The 14,285-nt window shown below is 32.9% G+C and carries 14 protein-coding genes; all 14 read left to right on the top strand.

Features of this window, described 5'->3' with window-relative positions:
* Positions 1–26: 26 nt before the first annotated feature.
* The 14 genes from lpxA to hisF all read left to right on the top strand — a co-directional run bounded on the left by lpxA (position 27) and on the right by hisF (position 14,174).
* Entirely contained in the window at positions 27–812 is a 786-nt protein-coding gene (gene lpxA, locus ABYI63_RS07145; protein ID WP_372754924.1) for an acyl-ACP--UDP-N-acetylglucosamine O-acyltransferase, read from the top strand.
* A 118-nt stretch (positions 813–930) separates the two neighbouring features.
* A complete protein-coding gene (gene efp / locus ABYI63_RS07150; protein WP_372754926.1) occupies positions 931–1,497 on the top strand; it encodes an elongation factor P in 567 nt (188 codons plus the stop codon).
* A gap of 36 nt (positions 1,498–1,533) precedes the next feature.
* Complete coding sequence (locus ABYI63_RS07155) at positions 1,534–2,472, top strand: UDP-3-O-(3-hydroxymyristoyl)glucosamine N-acyltransferase (protein ID WP_372754928.1); 939 nt, start codon at positions 1,534–1,536, stop codon at positions 2,470–2,472.
* Positions 2,473–2,543: 71 nt separating this feature from the next.
* Positions 2,544–3,416 (top strand): succinate--CoA ligase subunit alpha, encoded by an 873-nt coding sequence (gene sucD / locus ABYI63_RS07160; protein ID WP_372754930.1) that lies wholly within the window; start codon positions 2,544–2,546, stop codon positions 3,414–3,416.
* Positions 3,417–3,610: 194 nt separating this feature from the next.
* Positions 3,611–4,357 carry a 3-oxoacyl-[acyl-carrier-protein] reductase gene (gene fabG / locus ABYI63_RS07165; RefSeq protein WP_372754932.1) on the top strand — a complete coding sequence of 249 codons (747 nt, stop codon included), beginning with the start codon at positions 3,611–3,613 and terminating at the stop codon, positions 4,355–4,357.
* A 67-nt stretch (positions 4,358–4,424) separates the two neighbouring features.
* Positions 4,425–6,458: a VWA domain-containing protein gene (locus ABYI63_RS07170; RefSeq protein ID WP_372754934.1), complete on the top strand. Its 2,034-nt coding sequence runs from the start codon at positions 4,425–4,427 to the stop codon at positions 6,456–6,458.
* A 9-nt stretch (positions 6,459–6,467) separates the two neighbouring features.
* Positions 6,468–7,283 (top strand): prohibitin family protein, encoded by an 816-nt coding sequence (locus tag ABYI63_RS07175; protein WP_372754936.1) that lies wholly within the window; start codon positions 6,468–6,470, stop codon positions 7,281–7,283.
* A 340-nt stretch (positions 7,284–7,623) separates the two neighbouring features.
* The gene (hisG, locus tag ABYI63_RS07180; protein ID WP_372754938.1) at positions 7,624–8,481 is read left to right on the top strand and encodes an ATP phosphoribosyltransferase; all 858 of its coding nucleotides are present in this window, start codon (positions 7,624–7,626) and stop codon (positions 8,479–8,481) included.
* 9 nt (positions 8,482–8,490) lie between these two features.
* The gene (gene hisD, locus ABYI63_RS07185) at positions 8,491–9,774 is read left to right on the top strand and encodes a histidinol dehydrogenase (protein ID WP_372754940.1); all 1,284 of its coding nucleotides are present in this window, start codon (positions 8,491–8,493) and stop codon (positions 9,772–9,774) included.
* Positions 9,774–10,808, top strand: coding sequence for a histidinol-phosphate transaminase (gene hisC, locus ABYI63_RS07190; protein ID WP_372754942.1), 1,035 nt, complete (start codon positions 9,774–9,776; stop codon positions 10,806–10,808). The genes hisD and hisC overlap by 1 nt, the downstream gene beginning before the upstream one ends.
* The gene (gene hisB, locus ABYI63_RS07195) at positions 10,808–11,941 is read left to right on the top strand and encodes a bifunctional histidinol-phosphatase/imidazoleglycerol-phosphate dehydratase HisB (protein ID WP_372754944.1); all 1,134 of its coding nucleotides are present in this window, start codon (positions 10,808–10,810) and stop codon (positions 11,939–11,941) included. Before hisC ends, hisB begins: the two co-directional genes overlap by 1 nt.
* Before the next feature lie 80 nt (positions 11,942–12,021).
* Positions 12,022–12,603, top strand: a complete 582-nt coding sequence (gene hisH / locus ABYI63_RS07200) for an imidazole glycerol phosphate synthase subunit HisH (RefSeq protein WP_372754946.1) — start codon at positions 12,022–12,024, stop codon at positions 12,601–12,603.
* 79 nt (positions 12,604–12,682) lie between these two features.
* Positions 12,683–13,417 carry a 1-(5-phosphoribosyl)-5-[(5-phosphoribosylamino)methylideneamino]imidazole-4-carboxamide isomerase gene (gene hisA / locus ABYI63_RS07205; RefSeq protein ID WP_372754948.1) on the top strand — a complete coding sequence of 245 codons (735 nt, stop codon included), beginning with the start codon at positions 12,683–12,685 and terminating at the stop codon, positions 13,415–13,417.
* Between the two features lies 1 nt (position 13,418).
* Positions 13,419–14,174, top strand: a complete 756-nt coding sequence (hisF, locus tag ABYI63_RS07210) for an imidazole glycerol phosphate synthase subunit HisF (protein WP_372754950.1) — start codon at positions 13,419–13,421, stop codon at positions 14,172–14,174.
* Positions 14,175–14,285 lie beyond the last annotated feature (111 nt).

Genomic DNA, 14,285 nt, shown 5'->3' on the forward strand with positions numbered 1-14,285 from the left:
GATTTATTAAAAACTAAATTAAATAAATGAATCAACCACTAGCTTACGTACACCCGGGTGCTAAAATCGCAAAAAATGTTGTAATAGAACCATTTACAACTATATATAATAATGTAATCATTGGTGAAGGCACTTGGATAGGTAGTAATGTTACCATCATGGAAGGTGCTCGTATTGGTAAAAATTGTAATATTTTCCCGGGCTCAGTAATATCAGCTGTTCCCCAAGATTTAAAATATAACGATGAAGAAACCACTGTAGAAATTGGTGATAATGTAACCATTAGAGAATGCGTTACCATTAATCGAGGCACTGCAGATAGAATGAAGACCGTAATTGGTAACAATTGCTTAATTATGGCATATTGCCATGTAGCACATGATTGTGTTGTGGGTAATAACTGTATTTTTTCAAACAACAGTACGTTAGCTGGACATATTACTATTGGTGATTATGTGGTTTTAGCGGGAATGACGGCAGTTCATCAATTCGTGTCTGTAGGTAGTCATGCATTTGTTACCGGAGGTTCCTTAGTACGAAAAGATGTACCACCTTTTGTAAAAGCAGCTAGAGAACCCTTATCATATGTTGGTATCAATTCAGTTGGATTAAGAAGAAGAGGTTATTCAACCGAAAAAATTAGAGAAATTCAAAATATTTATAGAATTCTATATCAAAAGAACTATAATAATACGCAAGCAGCAGAAATTATTGAGGCTGAAATGGAGGCAACGCCAGAGCGTGATGAAATTCTTCAATTTATAAAAGATTCTCAAAGAGGTATCATGAAAGGATATTTCAAATCAAATTAAAATCGCTAAGTTGTTTGTTGTGGAGTTGTTTAGTCGTTTTCAACTTTAAATAACCAGCTTAATAAATTAAATGTAACTAGAAACGGCTTAACATCATTAAAATTAACAAAACAATAAAATGGCAACTACAAGTGATATTAGAAACGGGTTATGTATCAGATATAATAACGACATCTATAAAATCATCGAATTTTTACATGTAAAACCTGGAAAAGGACCAGCGTTTGTAAGAACAAAAATGAAAAGTGTAACTAACGGAAAAGTATTGGATAATACATTTTCTGCAGGGCATAAATTAGAGGATGTTCGTGTTGAAACTCATAAATATCAATTCTTATATAATGACGGTGAATACTATCACTTTATGAATACTGAGGATTATACTCAAATTCAACTAAGAGAATCTGCTTTAGATAACCCCGGTTTAATGAAAGAAGGTGAAATAGTTACAGTAATTATTAATGCTGAAGATAACATGCCACTTTCTGTAGAAATGCCTGCAAGTGTTATATTATTGGTAACAGCTACAGAGCCTGGTGTAAAAGGCAATACAGCTACAAATGCTACTAAACCTGCAACAGTAGAAACTGGAGCCATTGTAAACGTACCATTGTTTATAAATGAAGGTGATAAAATTAAGGTTGAGACAGATAAAGGAACTTATAAAGAGCGTGTTAAAGAATAATAAATTGTTCCCTAGCGCAACGACTAAACATCACCAATGAAATTCCCAATCCCATATACACTTAGGCAAATTGCAACCTTAATTGATTGTGATTTTGTTGGAAATGCTGATTTTTCAGTATTAGGCATGAATGAAATTCACGTAGTGGAACCAGGTGATATTGTATTTGTAGATCATCCAAAATATTACGATAAAGCTTTAAATTCTGCTGCAACGATTATTTTAATTAATAAAGAAGTACCATGTCCTGAAGGGAAAGCACTGCTTATTAGTGATGATCCTTTTAGAGATTTTAATAAACTTACAGATAATTTTAAACCATTTAAAACTGCAACTAGTACTATTTCAGATTCTGCAGTTATTGGTGCTAATTCTGTAATTCAGCCGAATGCTTTTATAGGACATAATGTGGTAATTGGTGAAAACTGCATCATTCATTCCAATGTTAGTATTTATGACGATGCTATTATTGGTAATAATGTAACCATTCATTCGGGCACTGTTTTAGGTGCGAATGCATTTTATTATAAAAAGAGGCCTGACGGCTTTGATAGATTGAAGTCTTGCGGACGCGTGGTAATTGAAGACAATGTAGATATTGGCGCCAATTGCACTATCGATAGAGGAGTTACTGGAGATACAACCATAAAGGAAGGATCTAAACTAGATAATCAAATTCAAATAGGTCACGATACAGTTATTGGCAGAAAGTGTTTAATAGCATCGCAAGTTGGTATTGCTGGATGCGTTGTTGTTGAAGATGAAGTGACTTTTTGGGGCCAAGTTGGTTGTACAAGTGGGGTTACCATTGGAACAAAAGCAGTTCTTCACGCACAATCAGGAATAAGTAAATCTTTAGAAGGCCATAAAACCTACTGGGGTACGCCTGCACAAGAAGCGAGATCTGAAATGAAAGAGATGGCAAATATCAAGCAGATTCCAAACATATTAGAGTTTATAAAATCCAAAAAATAAATGTAAAATGCTATCGAAAGTAAAATCAAAAAAATTACTTTTGCAAAGCTTTATTTAAAAAATAATATACGATGAGTGTTTTAGTAAACAAAGATTCAAAAATTATAGTTCAAGGTTTTACTGGTAGTGAAGGTACCTTTCACGCAAGCCAAATGATAGAATACGGAACAAATGTTGTAGGTGGTGTAACGCCTGGAAAAGGTGGTCAAACACATTTAGACAGACCTGTTTTCGATACTGTTAAAGATGCTGTAGAGCAAGCTGGAGCAGATACAACAATAATTTTTGTACCACCAGCTTTTGCTGCCGATGCAATAATGGAAGCTGCTGATGCTGGTATTAAAGTTATTATTACTATTACGGAAGGTATTCCTGTAGCTGATATGATTACGGCTTCAAACTATATAAAAAATAAAGATTGCCGTTTAATCGGTCCTAACTGCCCTGGTGTTATAACTCCAGGAGAAGCTAAAGTAGGTATCATGCCAGGTTTTGTTTTCAAAAAAGGTAAAGTTGGTATTGTTTCTAAATCTGGAACTTTAACTTATGAAGCAGCCGATCAAGTTGTAAAACAAGGTTTAGGTATTACAACAGCTATAGGTATTGGTGGTGACCCAATTATTGGAACTACTACAAAAGAAGCTGTTGAATTATTAATTAACGATCCTGAAACTGAAGCAGTTGTGATGATTGGTGAAATTGGAGGTCAGTTAGAAGCTGATGCTGCAAATTGGTATAAAGCTAGCGGTAGTAAAAAACCTATTATTGGTTTTATTGCTGGAGAAACAGCTCCTGCTGGTCGTACCATGGGGCATGCTGGTGCTATTGTAGGAGGTAGTGATGATACTGCGCAGGCAAAGAAAAAAATCATGAGAGCTTGTGGTATTCATGTAGTAGATTCTCCTGCTGAAATTGGAAAAAAAGTAGCTGAAGTTTTAGCTTAATATAAGATTACATACAAACTAACCTTACAAGAATTTGTGAGGTTTTTTTATTTCATACAACTTGTAATCACTATATTTGAATATCAACTAATTTATAAATAATCTGATTAGATAACTGTAAATTTAAATGCTATTGAAAGCGAAATTAAATTACAGATGGTATATGTGACTACTATAAAACATTAAATATAAACATGAAACTATTAGAAGGAAAAACAGCCATAATTACAGGCGCAAGTAGAGGTATAGGTAGAGGTATTGCGCAGGTTTTTGCTGCTCAAGGTGCTAATATCGCATTTACATATAGCAGCTCTGTAGAGGCTGCAAACGAACTAGAGAAAGAATTGAATGCCCAAGGGATAAAAGCTAAGGGTTATAAAAGTAATGCAGCTAGCTTTGTGGAAGCTCAAAAATTAGCTGATGATGTACTTGCTGAGTTTGGTAGTATAGACGTATTAATTAACAATGCAGGTATTACTAAAGATAATTTATTAATGCGTATTACAGAAGAAGATTTTGATACGGTTATTGAAGTGAACCTAAAATCGGTGTTTAACATGACTAAAGCCGTTCAAAAAACGATGTTAAAACAGCGTAAGGGCTCAATCATCAATATGAGTTCTGTAGTTGGCGTTAAAGGAAATGCAGGACAAACAAACTATGCTGCTTCAAAAGCAGGTATTATTGGATTCTCTAAATCGGTTGCCTTAGAATTAGGTTCTAGAAATATTCGTAGTAACGTTGTTGCTCCTGGATTTATTGAAACAGAAATGACGGCCATTTTAGATGAAGAAGTTGTTAAAGGATGGCGAGCAGGTATTCCTTTGAAACGTGGTGGTACTCCTGAAGATGTGGCTAATGTATGTGTGTTTTTAGCCAGTGATATGAGTGCTTATGTTACAGGGCAAACTATAAATGTTGATGGAGGGATGCTAACTTAATTAAAGTTTTACGAATTACGATTTAAGAGAAAAAGAATCGTCAATTAAAAAAAATCGTTCATCGTAAATGCAAATAGAAACCCTATTATACATCATATTTTCTGGAATAATTGCTTTGTTATTAGCAGGATTTCAGTATTATAATAAACAGAAAAGCATGTCTAAACTAAACATGCTTTTTTTGTTTTTACGATTTTTAACCTTATTTTCAATTTTGTTATTAATTGTTAATCCAAAATTGCAACAAGTTACATTAACAACAGAAAAGCCAAATTTGGTTTTAGCTATAGATAATTCAAGTTCTATAAAATTCCAAAATCAAGATAAAAAATCTAAAAATTTAGTTTCCAAATTAATTTCAGATACAGAATTAACAAAAAAATTCAACATTGAAACTTATGTCTTTGGTAACGAATTAAAGGCTTTAGATTCCTTAACCTTTAATGAAAAGCAAACCAATATTGATAATGCTTTTAGTCAATTATCACAAATTTATAAATCATCCATTGCTCCAACTATTTTAATTACCGATGGTAATCAAACTTACGGAAATGATTATGAATTTATTTACAACACGTTTAAACAGCCCATCTATTCAATAATTTTAGGAGACACTATACAGTATACCGACTTGAAAATTCAGCAATTAAACGTTAATAAATACGCCTATTTAAAAAATCAGTTTCCCGTTGAAGCTATTTTAGTTTATAATGGCGACATTTCAGTAAACACTCGTTTTGTTGTTACCAGTGGAAATTCAGTTGTATTTTCAGAAAACATAAATTTTTCAAAAACAAACAACTCGAAGGTTATTAATTTTAAATTACCCACCAATGCTGTGGGCGTTCACGTATATAAAGCTCGGTTGGAACCTTTAAATAACGAAAAAAATATTACTAATAATATCAAAAATTTTGCTGTAGAAGTTATTGATCAAAAAACCAAAATAGCATTAGTAAGCGATATGTTACATCCAGATTTGGGTGCCTTTAAAAAAAGTATAGAAAGTAATGAACATCGTTCGGTTTCTATTTTAAACTCCACTGATATTTTAGCTCAAATAAATGATTTTCAATTAGTTATTTTGTATCAGCCAAATAGCAAATTTAATAAATTAATTGAAATTCTAAATGCAGAAAATAGAAACCGTTTTACCATTATTGGAACAAAAACGGATTTAGAATTTCTAAATAAAATAAATAAAAGTTACGCTTACGAAATCACGAATCAAACGGAAAATTACCAAGCCGAATTGAACTCTAGTTTTGCGCCATTTTTAATTGATGATATAAATTTTGAATCCTTTCCGCCTTTAAATTCGCCTTATGGCTCTTCCAAATTCTCTATTCCTTTTGAAACATTATTAAATAAAACGGTTAATGGGAATTTAAAAAAAGACCCTTTATTGGCTACGTTTGAAAGTAACGGTAGGCGAGAAGCTGTTTTGTTTGGAGAAGATGTTTGGCAATGGAGAGCCAAAAGTTATCTAAATTCAAAATCTTTTGAAGGTTTTGATGATTTCTTAGGTAAACTCATTCAATATGTCGCTTCAAACAAAAGAAAAAGCAGATTAAATGTTGAATTTGAGTCGTTTTATAATGGTAATACTAGCGTTGTAATTAAGGCAGAGTTTTTTGATAAAAACTATGTTTTTGATAGTCGTGAAACTCTTAATATTAAAATAACTGACGAAGTTTCAAAACAGAGTAAAACATTTCCGCTTATTTTAAATAATAACAACTATCAGGTAGATTTAAGTAATTTACCACCGTCCGATTATAGTTTTACAGTAAGTGCTACCAACGAAAAAATATCTTCGTCGGGTAGTTTTAAAATATTGGAGTATAATGTTGAACAACAATTTTTAAATGCAGATGTAGCAAAACTGAAACAATTGGCTACTAATAGTGGGGCTAATTGGTTTTTTATTGCAAATACCGATCATTTAGCTTCTAACCTTTTAAATGATAGTAGATACGTAACCATTCAAAAAAGCCACAAAAAAAGCTTACCTTTGATAGATTGGAAATATCTACTGATTATAATCGCTTTAAGCTTATCTTTAGAGTGGTTTTTAAGAAAATATAACGGATTAATTTAAATAAATAAAATGGAAAGATTACCTAAAGTCGCATTACCCGTAATAATTGGGGTAATAATTTTAATTGTAATAATAACTAAATCTGCTGTAACAATTGGATCTGGTCAGGCAGGTGTATTGTTTAGAACCTTTGGAGAAGGTGTTGTTATAGATGAACCAGCCTTAGGGGAAGGTTTTAATATCGTTGCCCCTTGGAACAAGGTGTTTATATATGAAGTAAGACAACAAGAAATATTAGAAAAAATGAATGTTTTATCTTCTAATGGTTTAGATATTAAATTAGAAGCATCTGTTTGGTTTCAGCCAGATTACCAAAATTTAGGAAAATTGCATAAAGAAAAAAGTGAAATGTATAAAGAACGCGTATTGCTTCCTGCAATTCGTTCGGCAGCTCGTAGCGTTGTGGGTCGCTATACACCAGAGCAATTATATTCAAGTAAAAGAGATGCAATTCAACAGGAAATTTATGAAGAAACAAAAAAAATTGTTGGCGGTCAATACATTCAGTTAAATGAAGTTTTGGTTCGTGATGTAACGCTTCCAGCTACTATTAAGGACGCTATCGAGCGAAAATTAAAGCAAGAGCAGGAGTCTTTAGAATATGAGTTTAGGCTTGTAACCGCTTCTAAAGAAGCTGAAAAAGTTATTATTGAGGCAGAAGGAAAAGCCGAATCAAATAGAATTTTAAGTGCCTCTTTAACTGATAAAATATTACAAGACAAAGGGATTGATGCTACAATGAAATTAGCAGAGTCTCCAAATAGCAAAGTAATAGTTATTGGCTCAGGGGATTCAGGATTGCCGATTATACTAGGAAATCAATAATATTAAAACAAAATTATTCAACTTTTTAAAAGATATTTTGAATAATAAATAAATAAAATTCACTATCAATAAATAATACTTAATAGTGATAAGTTTTCTTATTATTATATAGAAAAATTAAGTTTAATTATTGATATTTGCATTAGTGAAAAACACAAAACATGACATTTATTCAATCACATCATCACCATTTTCAAATTTGCTATCAAGCGAAGTGAGAATGTATTGAATAAAATCAACATATATTTAAACCCGTTTGAGACAATCAAGCGGGTTTTATTTTTCCCGTGAAAACGGGAACTTTTTATCCCGAGAACGGATAACTTTTAAACATTTAAAGATGAGTACATTAAGAATTGCAGTGCAAAAATCAGGTCGTTTACACGACGAATCCATGGAGTTACTTAAAGACATAGGTATATCCATAGATAACGGAATTGATCAATTAAAAGCTTCGGCTAGAAATTTTCCAGTGGAAGTTTTTTACCTAAGAAATGGCGATATTCCTCAATATTTAAAGGATGGTGTTGTAGATGTTGCTATTATTGGAGAAAATGTTCTAATAGAAAAAGGTAACGGTATTAATATCGCCGAGAAACTAGGTTTTTCTTCGTGTCGTGTTTGCGTAGCCGTTCCAAAATCAATGGATTATAAAAGCATTAAGGATTTAGAAGGTAAGCGTATAGCAACCTCATACCCCAATACAGTTCAGAATTTTTTAGATTCGCAAAATGTAAATGCTAATTTGCACATTATTAACGGATCGGTTGAAATTGCACCAAATATTGGATTAGCTGATGCCATTGTTGACATTGTTTCTAGTGGAAGTACCTTGTTTAAAAACAATTTAAAGGAGGTGGAAATGATTTTAAAATCGGAAGCCGTTTTAGCTGTTTCACCAATTTTAGATGCTGAAAAACAAGCTATTTTAGATAAAATTCAATTCCGAATTAAATCCGTTTTAAAAGGAAGAGAGTCTAAATATGTATTGCTCAATGCGCCTAACGATAAAGTTCAAGATATCATTAACGTTTTACCAGGAATGAAAAGTCCAACGGTTTTACCATTAGCAGAGGCAGGATGGAGCTCTATTCACTCAGTAATTAGTAAAAACGAATTTTGGGATGTTATTGACGATTTAAAAGCTAAAGGTGCTCAAGGAATTTTAGTGTGTCCTATCGAAAAAATGGTATTGTAACAAATTGTCATGCAAATAATTAAAAACCCAAATAAAAACGAATGGCGGCAGGTTTTAGAAAGACCTACGCAAACCGTTGGTGATATAGAATCTACCGTTGTCCAAATTTTTGATGATGTTTCAAAAAAAGGAGACGCATCGATAAAAAGGTACACAACTAAATTTGATGGAATTGCTTTAGAAACAAACATGGTATCTTCTGAAGAAATTCAAAAAGCAATAGCCTCTGTTTCAGAAAACCTTAAAAAAGCTATAATAACAGCGAAACACAATATTGAGGTATTTCATAAAGCTCAAAAAACATCAAAAATTGAAGTTGAAACCGCTAAAGGGGTTCAATGTTGGCAGGAAAAACGTGCGATACAAAAAGTAGGTTTATATATTCCAGGAGGTACAGCACCGTTGTTTTCTACTGTTTTAATGTTGGCCGTTCCTGCTCAAATAGCTGGTTGTAAAGAAATTGTTTTATGTTCACCTCCAAATAAAGAAGGTGCATTAGCACCCGAAATTTTGTTTGCAGCTCATTTATGTGGTGTTACCAAAATTATAAAAGTTGGTGGTATTCAGGCTATTGCAGGTTTGACTTTTGGAACGGAAACCATTCCGCAAGTTTATAAAATTTTCGGACCAGGAAATCAGTATGTAACAGTTGCAAAACAATTAGCAACTAAATATGGGGTAGCTATTGATATGCCTGCAGGCCCTAGCGAATTGTTAGTTGTTGCTGACGAAACGGCAAATGCTTCATATATTGCCTCCGATTTGTTGAGTCAAGCGGAACATGGTACCGATAGTCAGGTTATTCTGGTTTCTACATCTCAGAATTTAATTAATGATGTATCAGAAGCTGTTGCAAAGCAATTAGAGCTCCTTCCGCGCAAAGCGATTGCAGAAAAAGCAATAGCTAATTCTAAACTTATTTATGTTGAAAATGATGAAATAGCTTTAGAATTAATAAATGAATATGGCCCAGAACATTTCATTATTTGCTCTAAAAATGAAGATTTTTATGTGAATAATATTGCCAATGCAGGTTCTGTTTTTATTGGCGACTACACACCTGAGAGTGCTGGTGATTATGCCTCGGGAACTAATCATACCTTGCCTACAAACGGGTTTTCAAAAGCGTATTCTGGGGTAAATTTAGATAGTTTTTTAAAAAGTATGACCTTTCAAAAAATATCAAAAGAAGGGATTTTAAATATTGGTGAAACTATTGAATTAATGGCGGAAGCTGAAGGCTTACAAGCTCATAAAAATGCAGTTTCTATTCGATTAAAGGATTTAAAATAATGAACATAGAAAATTTAATTCGACCGACTATAAAAGCACTAAAACCGTATTCATCTGCTCGTGATGAGTTTCAGGGAGTCACTGATAATATGGTGTTTTTAGATGCCAATGAAAATCCCTTTGAAAACGGCGTTAACCGTTATCCAGATCCTCACCAAGGTAAATTAAAGGCTGTGCTTTCAGAAATCAAAGGCATATCAACTAAAAATATCCTTTTAGGAAACGGAAGTGATGAAGTTTTAGACTTAATTTACCGAGCGTTTTGTGAACCAAATCAGGATAACGTCGTTATTTTGCCTCCAACCTATGGCATGTATGAGGTACTTGCCAATTTGAATGCCATCAGCATTAAAAAAGTGAATTTAGATAAAGCTTTTCAACCTAAGGTTAACGAGGTTTTAAATGCGGCCGACGCAAACAGTAAATTACTTTTTATTTGTTCGCCAAACAACCCATCAGGAAATAGTTTTTCTTCGGAAGCCATTGAAGCCATGGTTTCAAATTTTAAGGGCATTGTGGTTATTGATGAAGCTTATATTGATTTTTCAACTGAAAAAAGTTGGTTAACAAGATTAAACGAGTTCCCCAATTTAATTGTAACGCAAACACTATCCAAAGCTTATGCCATGGCAGGAATTCGCTTAGGGATTTGTTATGCTTCCGAGGCTATAATTTCTGTTTTAAACACCATAAAACCACCTTATAATATTAATGAGTTAACGCAAAAAAAAGCTATTGAGTTGTTAACTATAAAAGATTTAGCAACTAATCAAATTAGTGATATTTTAAAAGAACGTTCCGTAATGGTTTCTGAACTTGAAACTATTAGCTATATTTCAAAGATATATCCGTCAGACGCTAATTTTTTATTGGTTAAGGTGGATGATGCAAATAAACGTTACAACCAACTTATTGAAAAAGGAATTGTAATCCGTAACAGAACAACCCAACCAGGTTGCGAAAACACATTACGTTTAACTGTTGGAACTTCGGAAGAGAATAAAAAATTAATAGATACCTTAAAATCTATCTAATGAAGAAAGTATTATTTATAGACCGCGATGGCACATTAATTAAAGAACCAGCTGACGAGCAAGTAGATTCTTTTGAAAAATTAATATTTTACCCCAAAGTGTTTCAGTTTTTAGGTAAAATATGTAAGGAATTGGACTATGAAATTATTATGGTTACAAATCAAGATGGGTTAGGAACACCCGATAACCCTGCAGAAAAGTTTTGGCCCATTCACAATTTTGTAATCAATACATTTAAAAATGAAGGTATTGAATTTAAGGAGGTTTATATTGACGAAACGTATGCCAGAGATAATGCGCCAACGCGTAAACCTAATACGGGTTTGTTAACGAAGTTTTTCTCTGAAGATTACGATTTAAAGAATTCTTTTGTTATTGGAGACAGACTAACGGATATTGAATTAGCAAAAAACCTAGGTTCAAAAGGAATTTTCATTAATGATGAAACACATTTAGGAACCAACGAAATTACGGTAAAAAGAGAAGAGTTAAACCCTTATATAGCGCTTGAAAGTAATGATTGGGAACAAATATATACCTTTCTTAAACTTGAAGATAGAGTTCAAGAAATAACACGTAACACCAATGAAACTCAGATTTATATAAAATTAAATCTAGATGGTTCTGGTAAAAATGATATTGATACCGGCTTATCATTTTTTGATCATATGCTCGATCAAATTGGTCGTCATGGTGCTATGGATTTAACCGTAAAAGTGAATGGTGATTTAGAAGTTGATGAACACCACACCATTGAAGATACCATGATTGCTATGGGCGAATTATTCAATAAAGCTTTAGGAAATAAATTAGGAATTGAACGCTATGGATTTTGTTTGCCAATGGATGATTGCTTAGCTCAGGTAGCGGTAGATTTTGGTGGAAGAAATTGGTTGGAATGGGATGCTGAATTTAAACGTGAAAAGATTGGTGATATGCCAACCGAAATGTTTTATCACCTATTCAAATCATTTACTGATGGTGCAAAATGCAATTTGAATATTAAAGCGGAAGGCACCAACGAACACCATAAAATAGAAGGTATTTTCAAGGCTTTTGCAAAAGCAATGAAAATGGCAGTAAAAAGAGATGCTAACAAAATGTTTCTACCAAGTACGAAAGGAGTCTTATAAAGTAGAAAGGTAAATATTAAAAGTTCAAAATTGATGCATAACACAATTAAAACTTCTAATATGTTATAGGGAATATTTATATGAAATTAATAATTATAGATTACGGCGCAGGAAATATTAAAAGTATTCAGTTTGCCTTTAAACGATTGGGTATTGATGCTGTTTTATCAAACAATCCGGACGATATTTTAGCAGCAGATAAAATTATTTTCCCAGGTGTAGGTGAGGCGAGTAGTGCTATGGCCATGTTAAAGGCTACAGGATTGGATACTTTAATCCCGCAATTAACACAGCCTGTTTTGGGTATTTGCTTAGGTATGCAATTACTTTGTGAAACCACAGAAGAAGGAAATACAAAAGGTTTGGGCGTTTTTAAAACCAACGTTAAACGTTTTGAAAATAACGTAAAAGTGCCTCAAATGGGTTGGAATGTTATTAAAAATCTAAAATCAGATTTATTCAAAGGCATTAAAGAAAATGAATATATGTATTTAGTACATAGTTATTATGCCGAGCTTTGTGATGAAACCATTGCCACTACAGATTATGGGTTAAATTATGCTTCAGCATTGCAGCATAAAAACTTTTACGGTGTTCAATTTCATCCAGAAAAGAGTAGTTTAGCAGGAGAACAAATTTTGAAGAATTTTTTAGATTTATAAAAGGCTCCTTGGCCATGTTCAAGAGGTTCATCTAAAAAAAATGTTTAATTAAAAGATTTTTGCTTTCGCAGGAAATATTATGAGAATTATACCAGCCATAGATATTATAGATGGAAAATGCGTTCGCCTAACTAAAGGCGATTACGATACCAAAAAAGTTTATAATGAAAACCCACTTGAAGTCGCAAAACTATTTGAAGCTTCTGGTATTGAATATCTGCATTTGGTAGATTTAGATGGAGCCAAGGCACAACATATTGTAAATTATAAAGTTTTAGAACAAATTTCATCAAAAACAAACCTGAAAATTGACTTTGGTGGTGGTTTAAAAACTAATGAAGATTTGCATATTGCCTTCAATTCGGGAGCAAAACAAATCACAGGTGGCAGTATCGCTGTAAAAGATCCTGAAACTTTTGAAGGTTGGATTGCAAAATATGGTGCAGCAAAAATTATTTTAGGAGCTGATAGTGATAACGGAAAAGTATCCATTAGTGGTTGGATGGAACAAAGTAAAGAAGATGTGATTCCGTTTATAAAAGGGTATCAAAAAAAGAGTATTCAATATGTTATTTGTACGGACATTTCAAAAGACGGCATGTTAGAAGGTCCTTCTGTAGATTTATACAAGCAAATAATTTCGGAATGTAGTCATGGAAATGGTGTTCAATCCATTAAATTAATAGCATCGGGAGGCATTTCTTGTATTGATGAATTACCACTATTAAAAGAAATTGGTTGTGAAGGTGTTATCATTGGAAAAGCCATTTATGAGAATAGAATAAGCTTAAAACAATTAGAAAAGTTCGTATAATATGTTGACTAAAAGAATTATACCGTGTTTAGATATTAAAAACGGACGCACAGTAAAAGGTGTTAATTTTGTTGATTTACGCGATGCCGGCGATCCTGTAGAACTCGCAAAACAATATGCTGATTATGGAGCTGATGAACTAGTTTTTTTAGATATTTCAGCAACCTTAGAAGCGCGCGCAACCACTTTAGATATGGTTTTGCATGTAGCAGAACAAGTAAATATTCCATTTACAGTTGGGGGCGGTATCTCTTCGGTTGAACATGTTGATGCCTTATTAAAGTGTGGTGCTGATAAAGTGTCCATTAATTCTTCGGCAGTAAAAAGACCTGAATTAGTAAACGAATTAGCCGATAAATTTGGAAGTCAATGTGTTGTGGTTGCTATTGATGCTAAAGAAATTGATGGAAATTGGAAAGTACATTTAGCTGGAGGAAGTATTCCAACTGAAATCGATTTATTTGAATGGGCGAAAGAAGTTGAGCAACGTGGTGCGGGTGAAATTTTATTTACATCCATGAATCATGACGGTACAAAAAACGGATTTGCCAATGAGGCATTAGCTAAGTTATCAAGCCTACTTAATATCCCAATTATTGCTTCTGGTGGGGCAGGAAATGTGCAGCATTTTGTTGATACTTTTAATGAAGGAAAAGCTGATGCAGCTTTAGCAGCAAGTGTCTTTCATTTTGGTGAAATTCCGATTCCAGATTTAAAAAAAGAATTAAAAAAACAGCATATAGAGGTACGTCTTTAGTCCTAATTCCAACAAGGATTAACAAAGTAATCTTTATAATATAGATATAAGCATAAAGTTTAAACAAATTGTTACATCACAAATTGTGATTTACAATGACAAATTAAAAAT

The sequence above is a fragment of the Mariniflexile sp. genome, from assembly GCF_041583155.1.
GTDB lineage: Bacteria > Bacteroidota > Bacteroidia > Flavobacteriales > Flavobacteriaceae > Mariniflexile.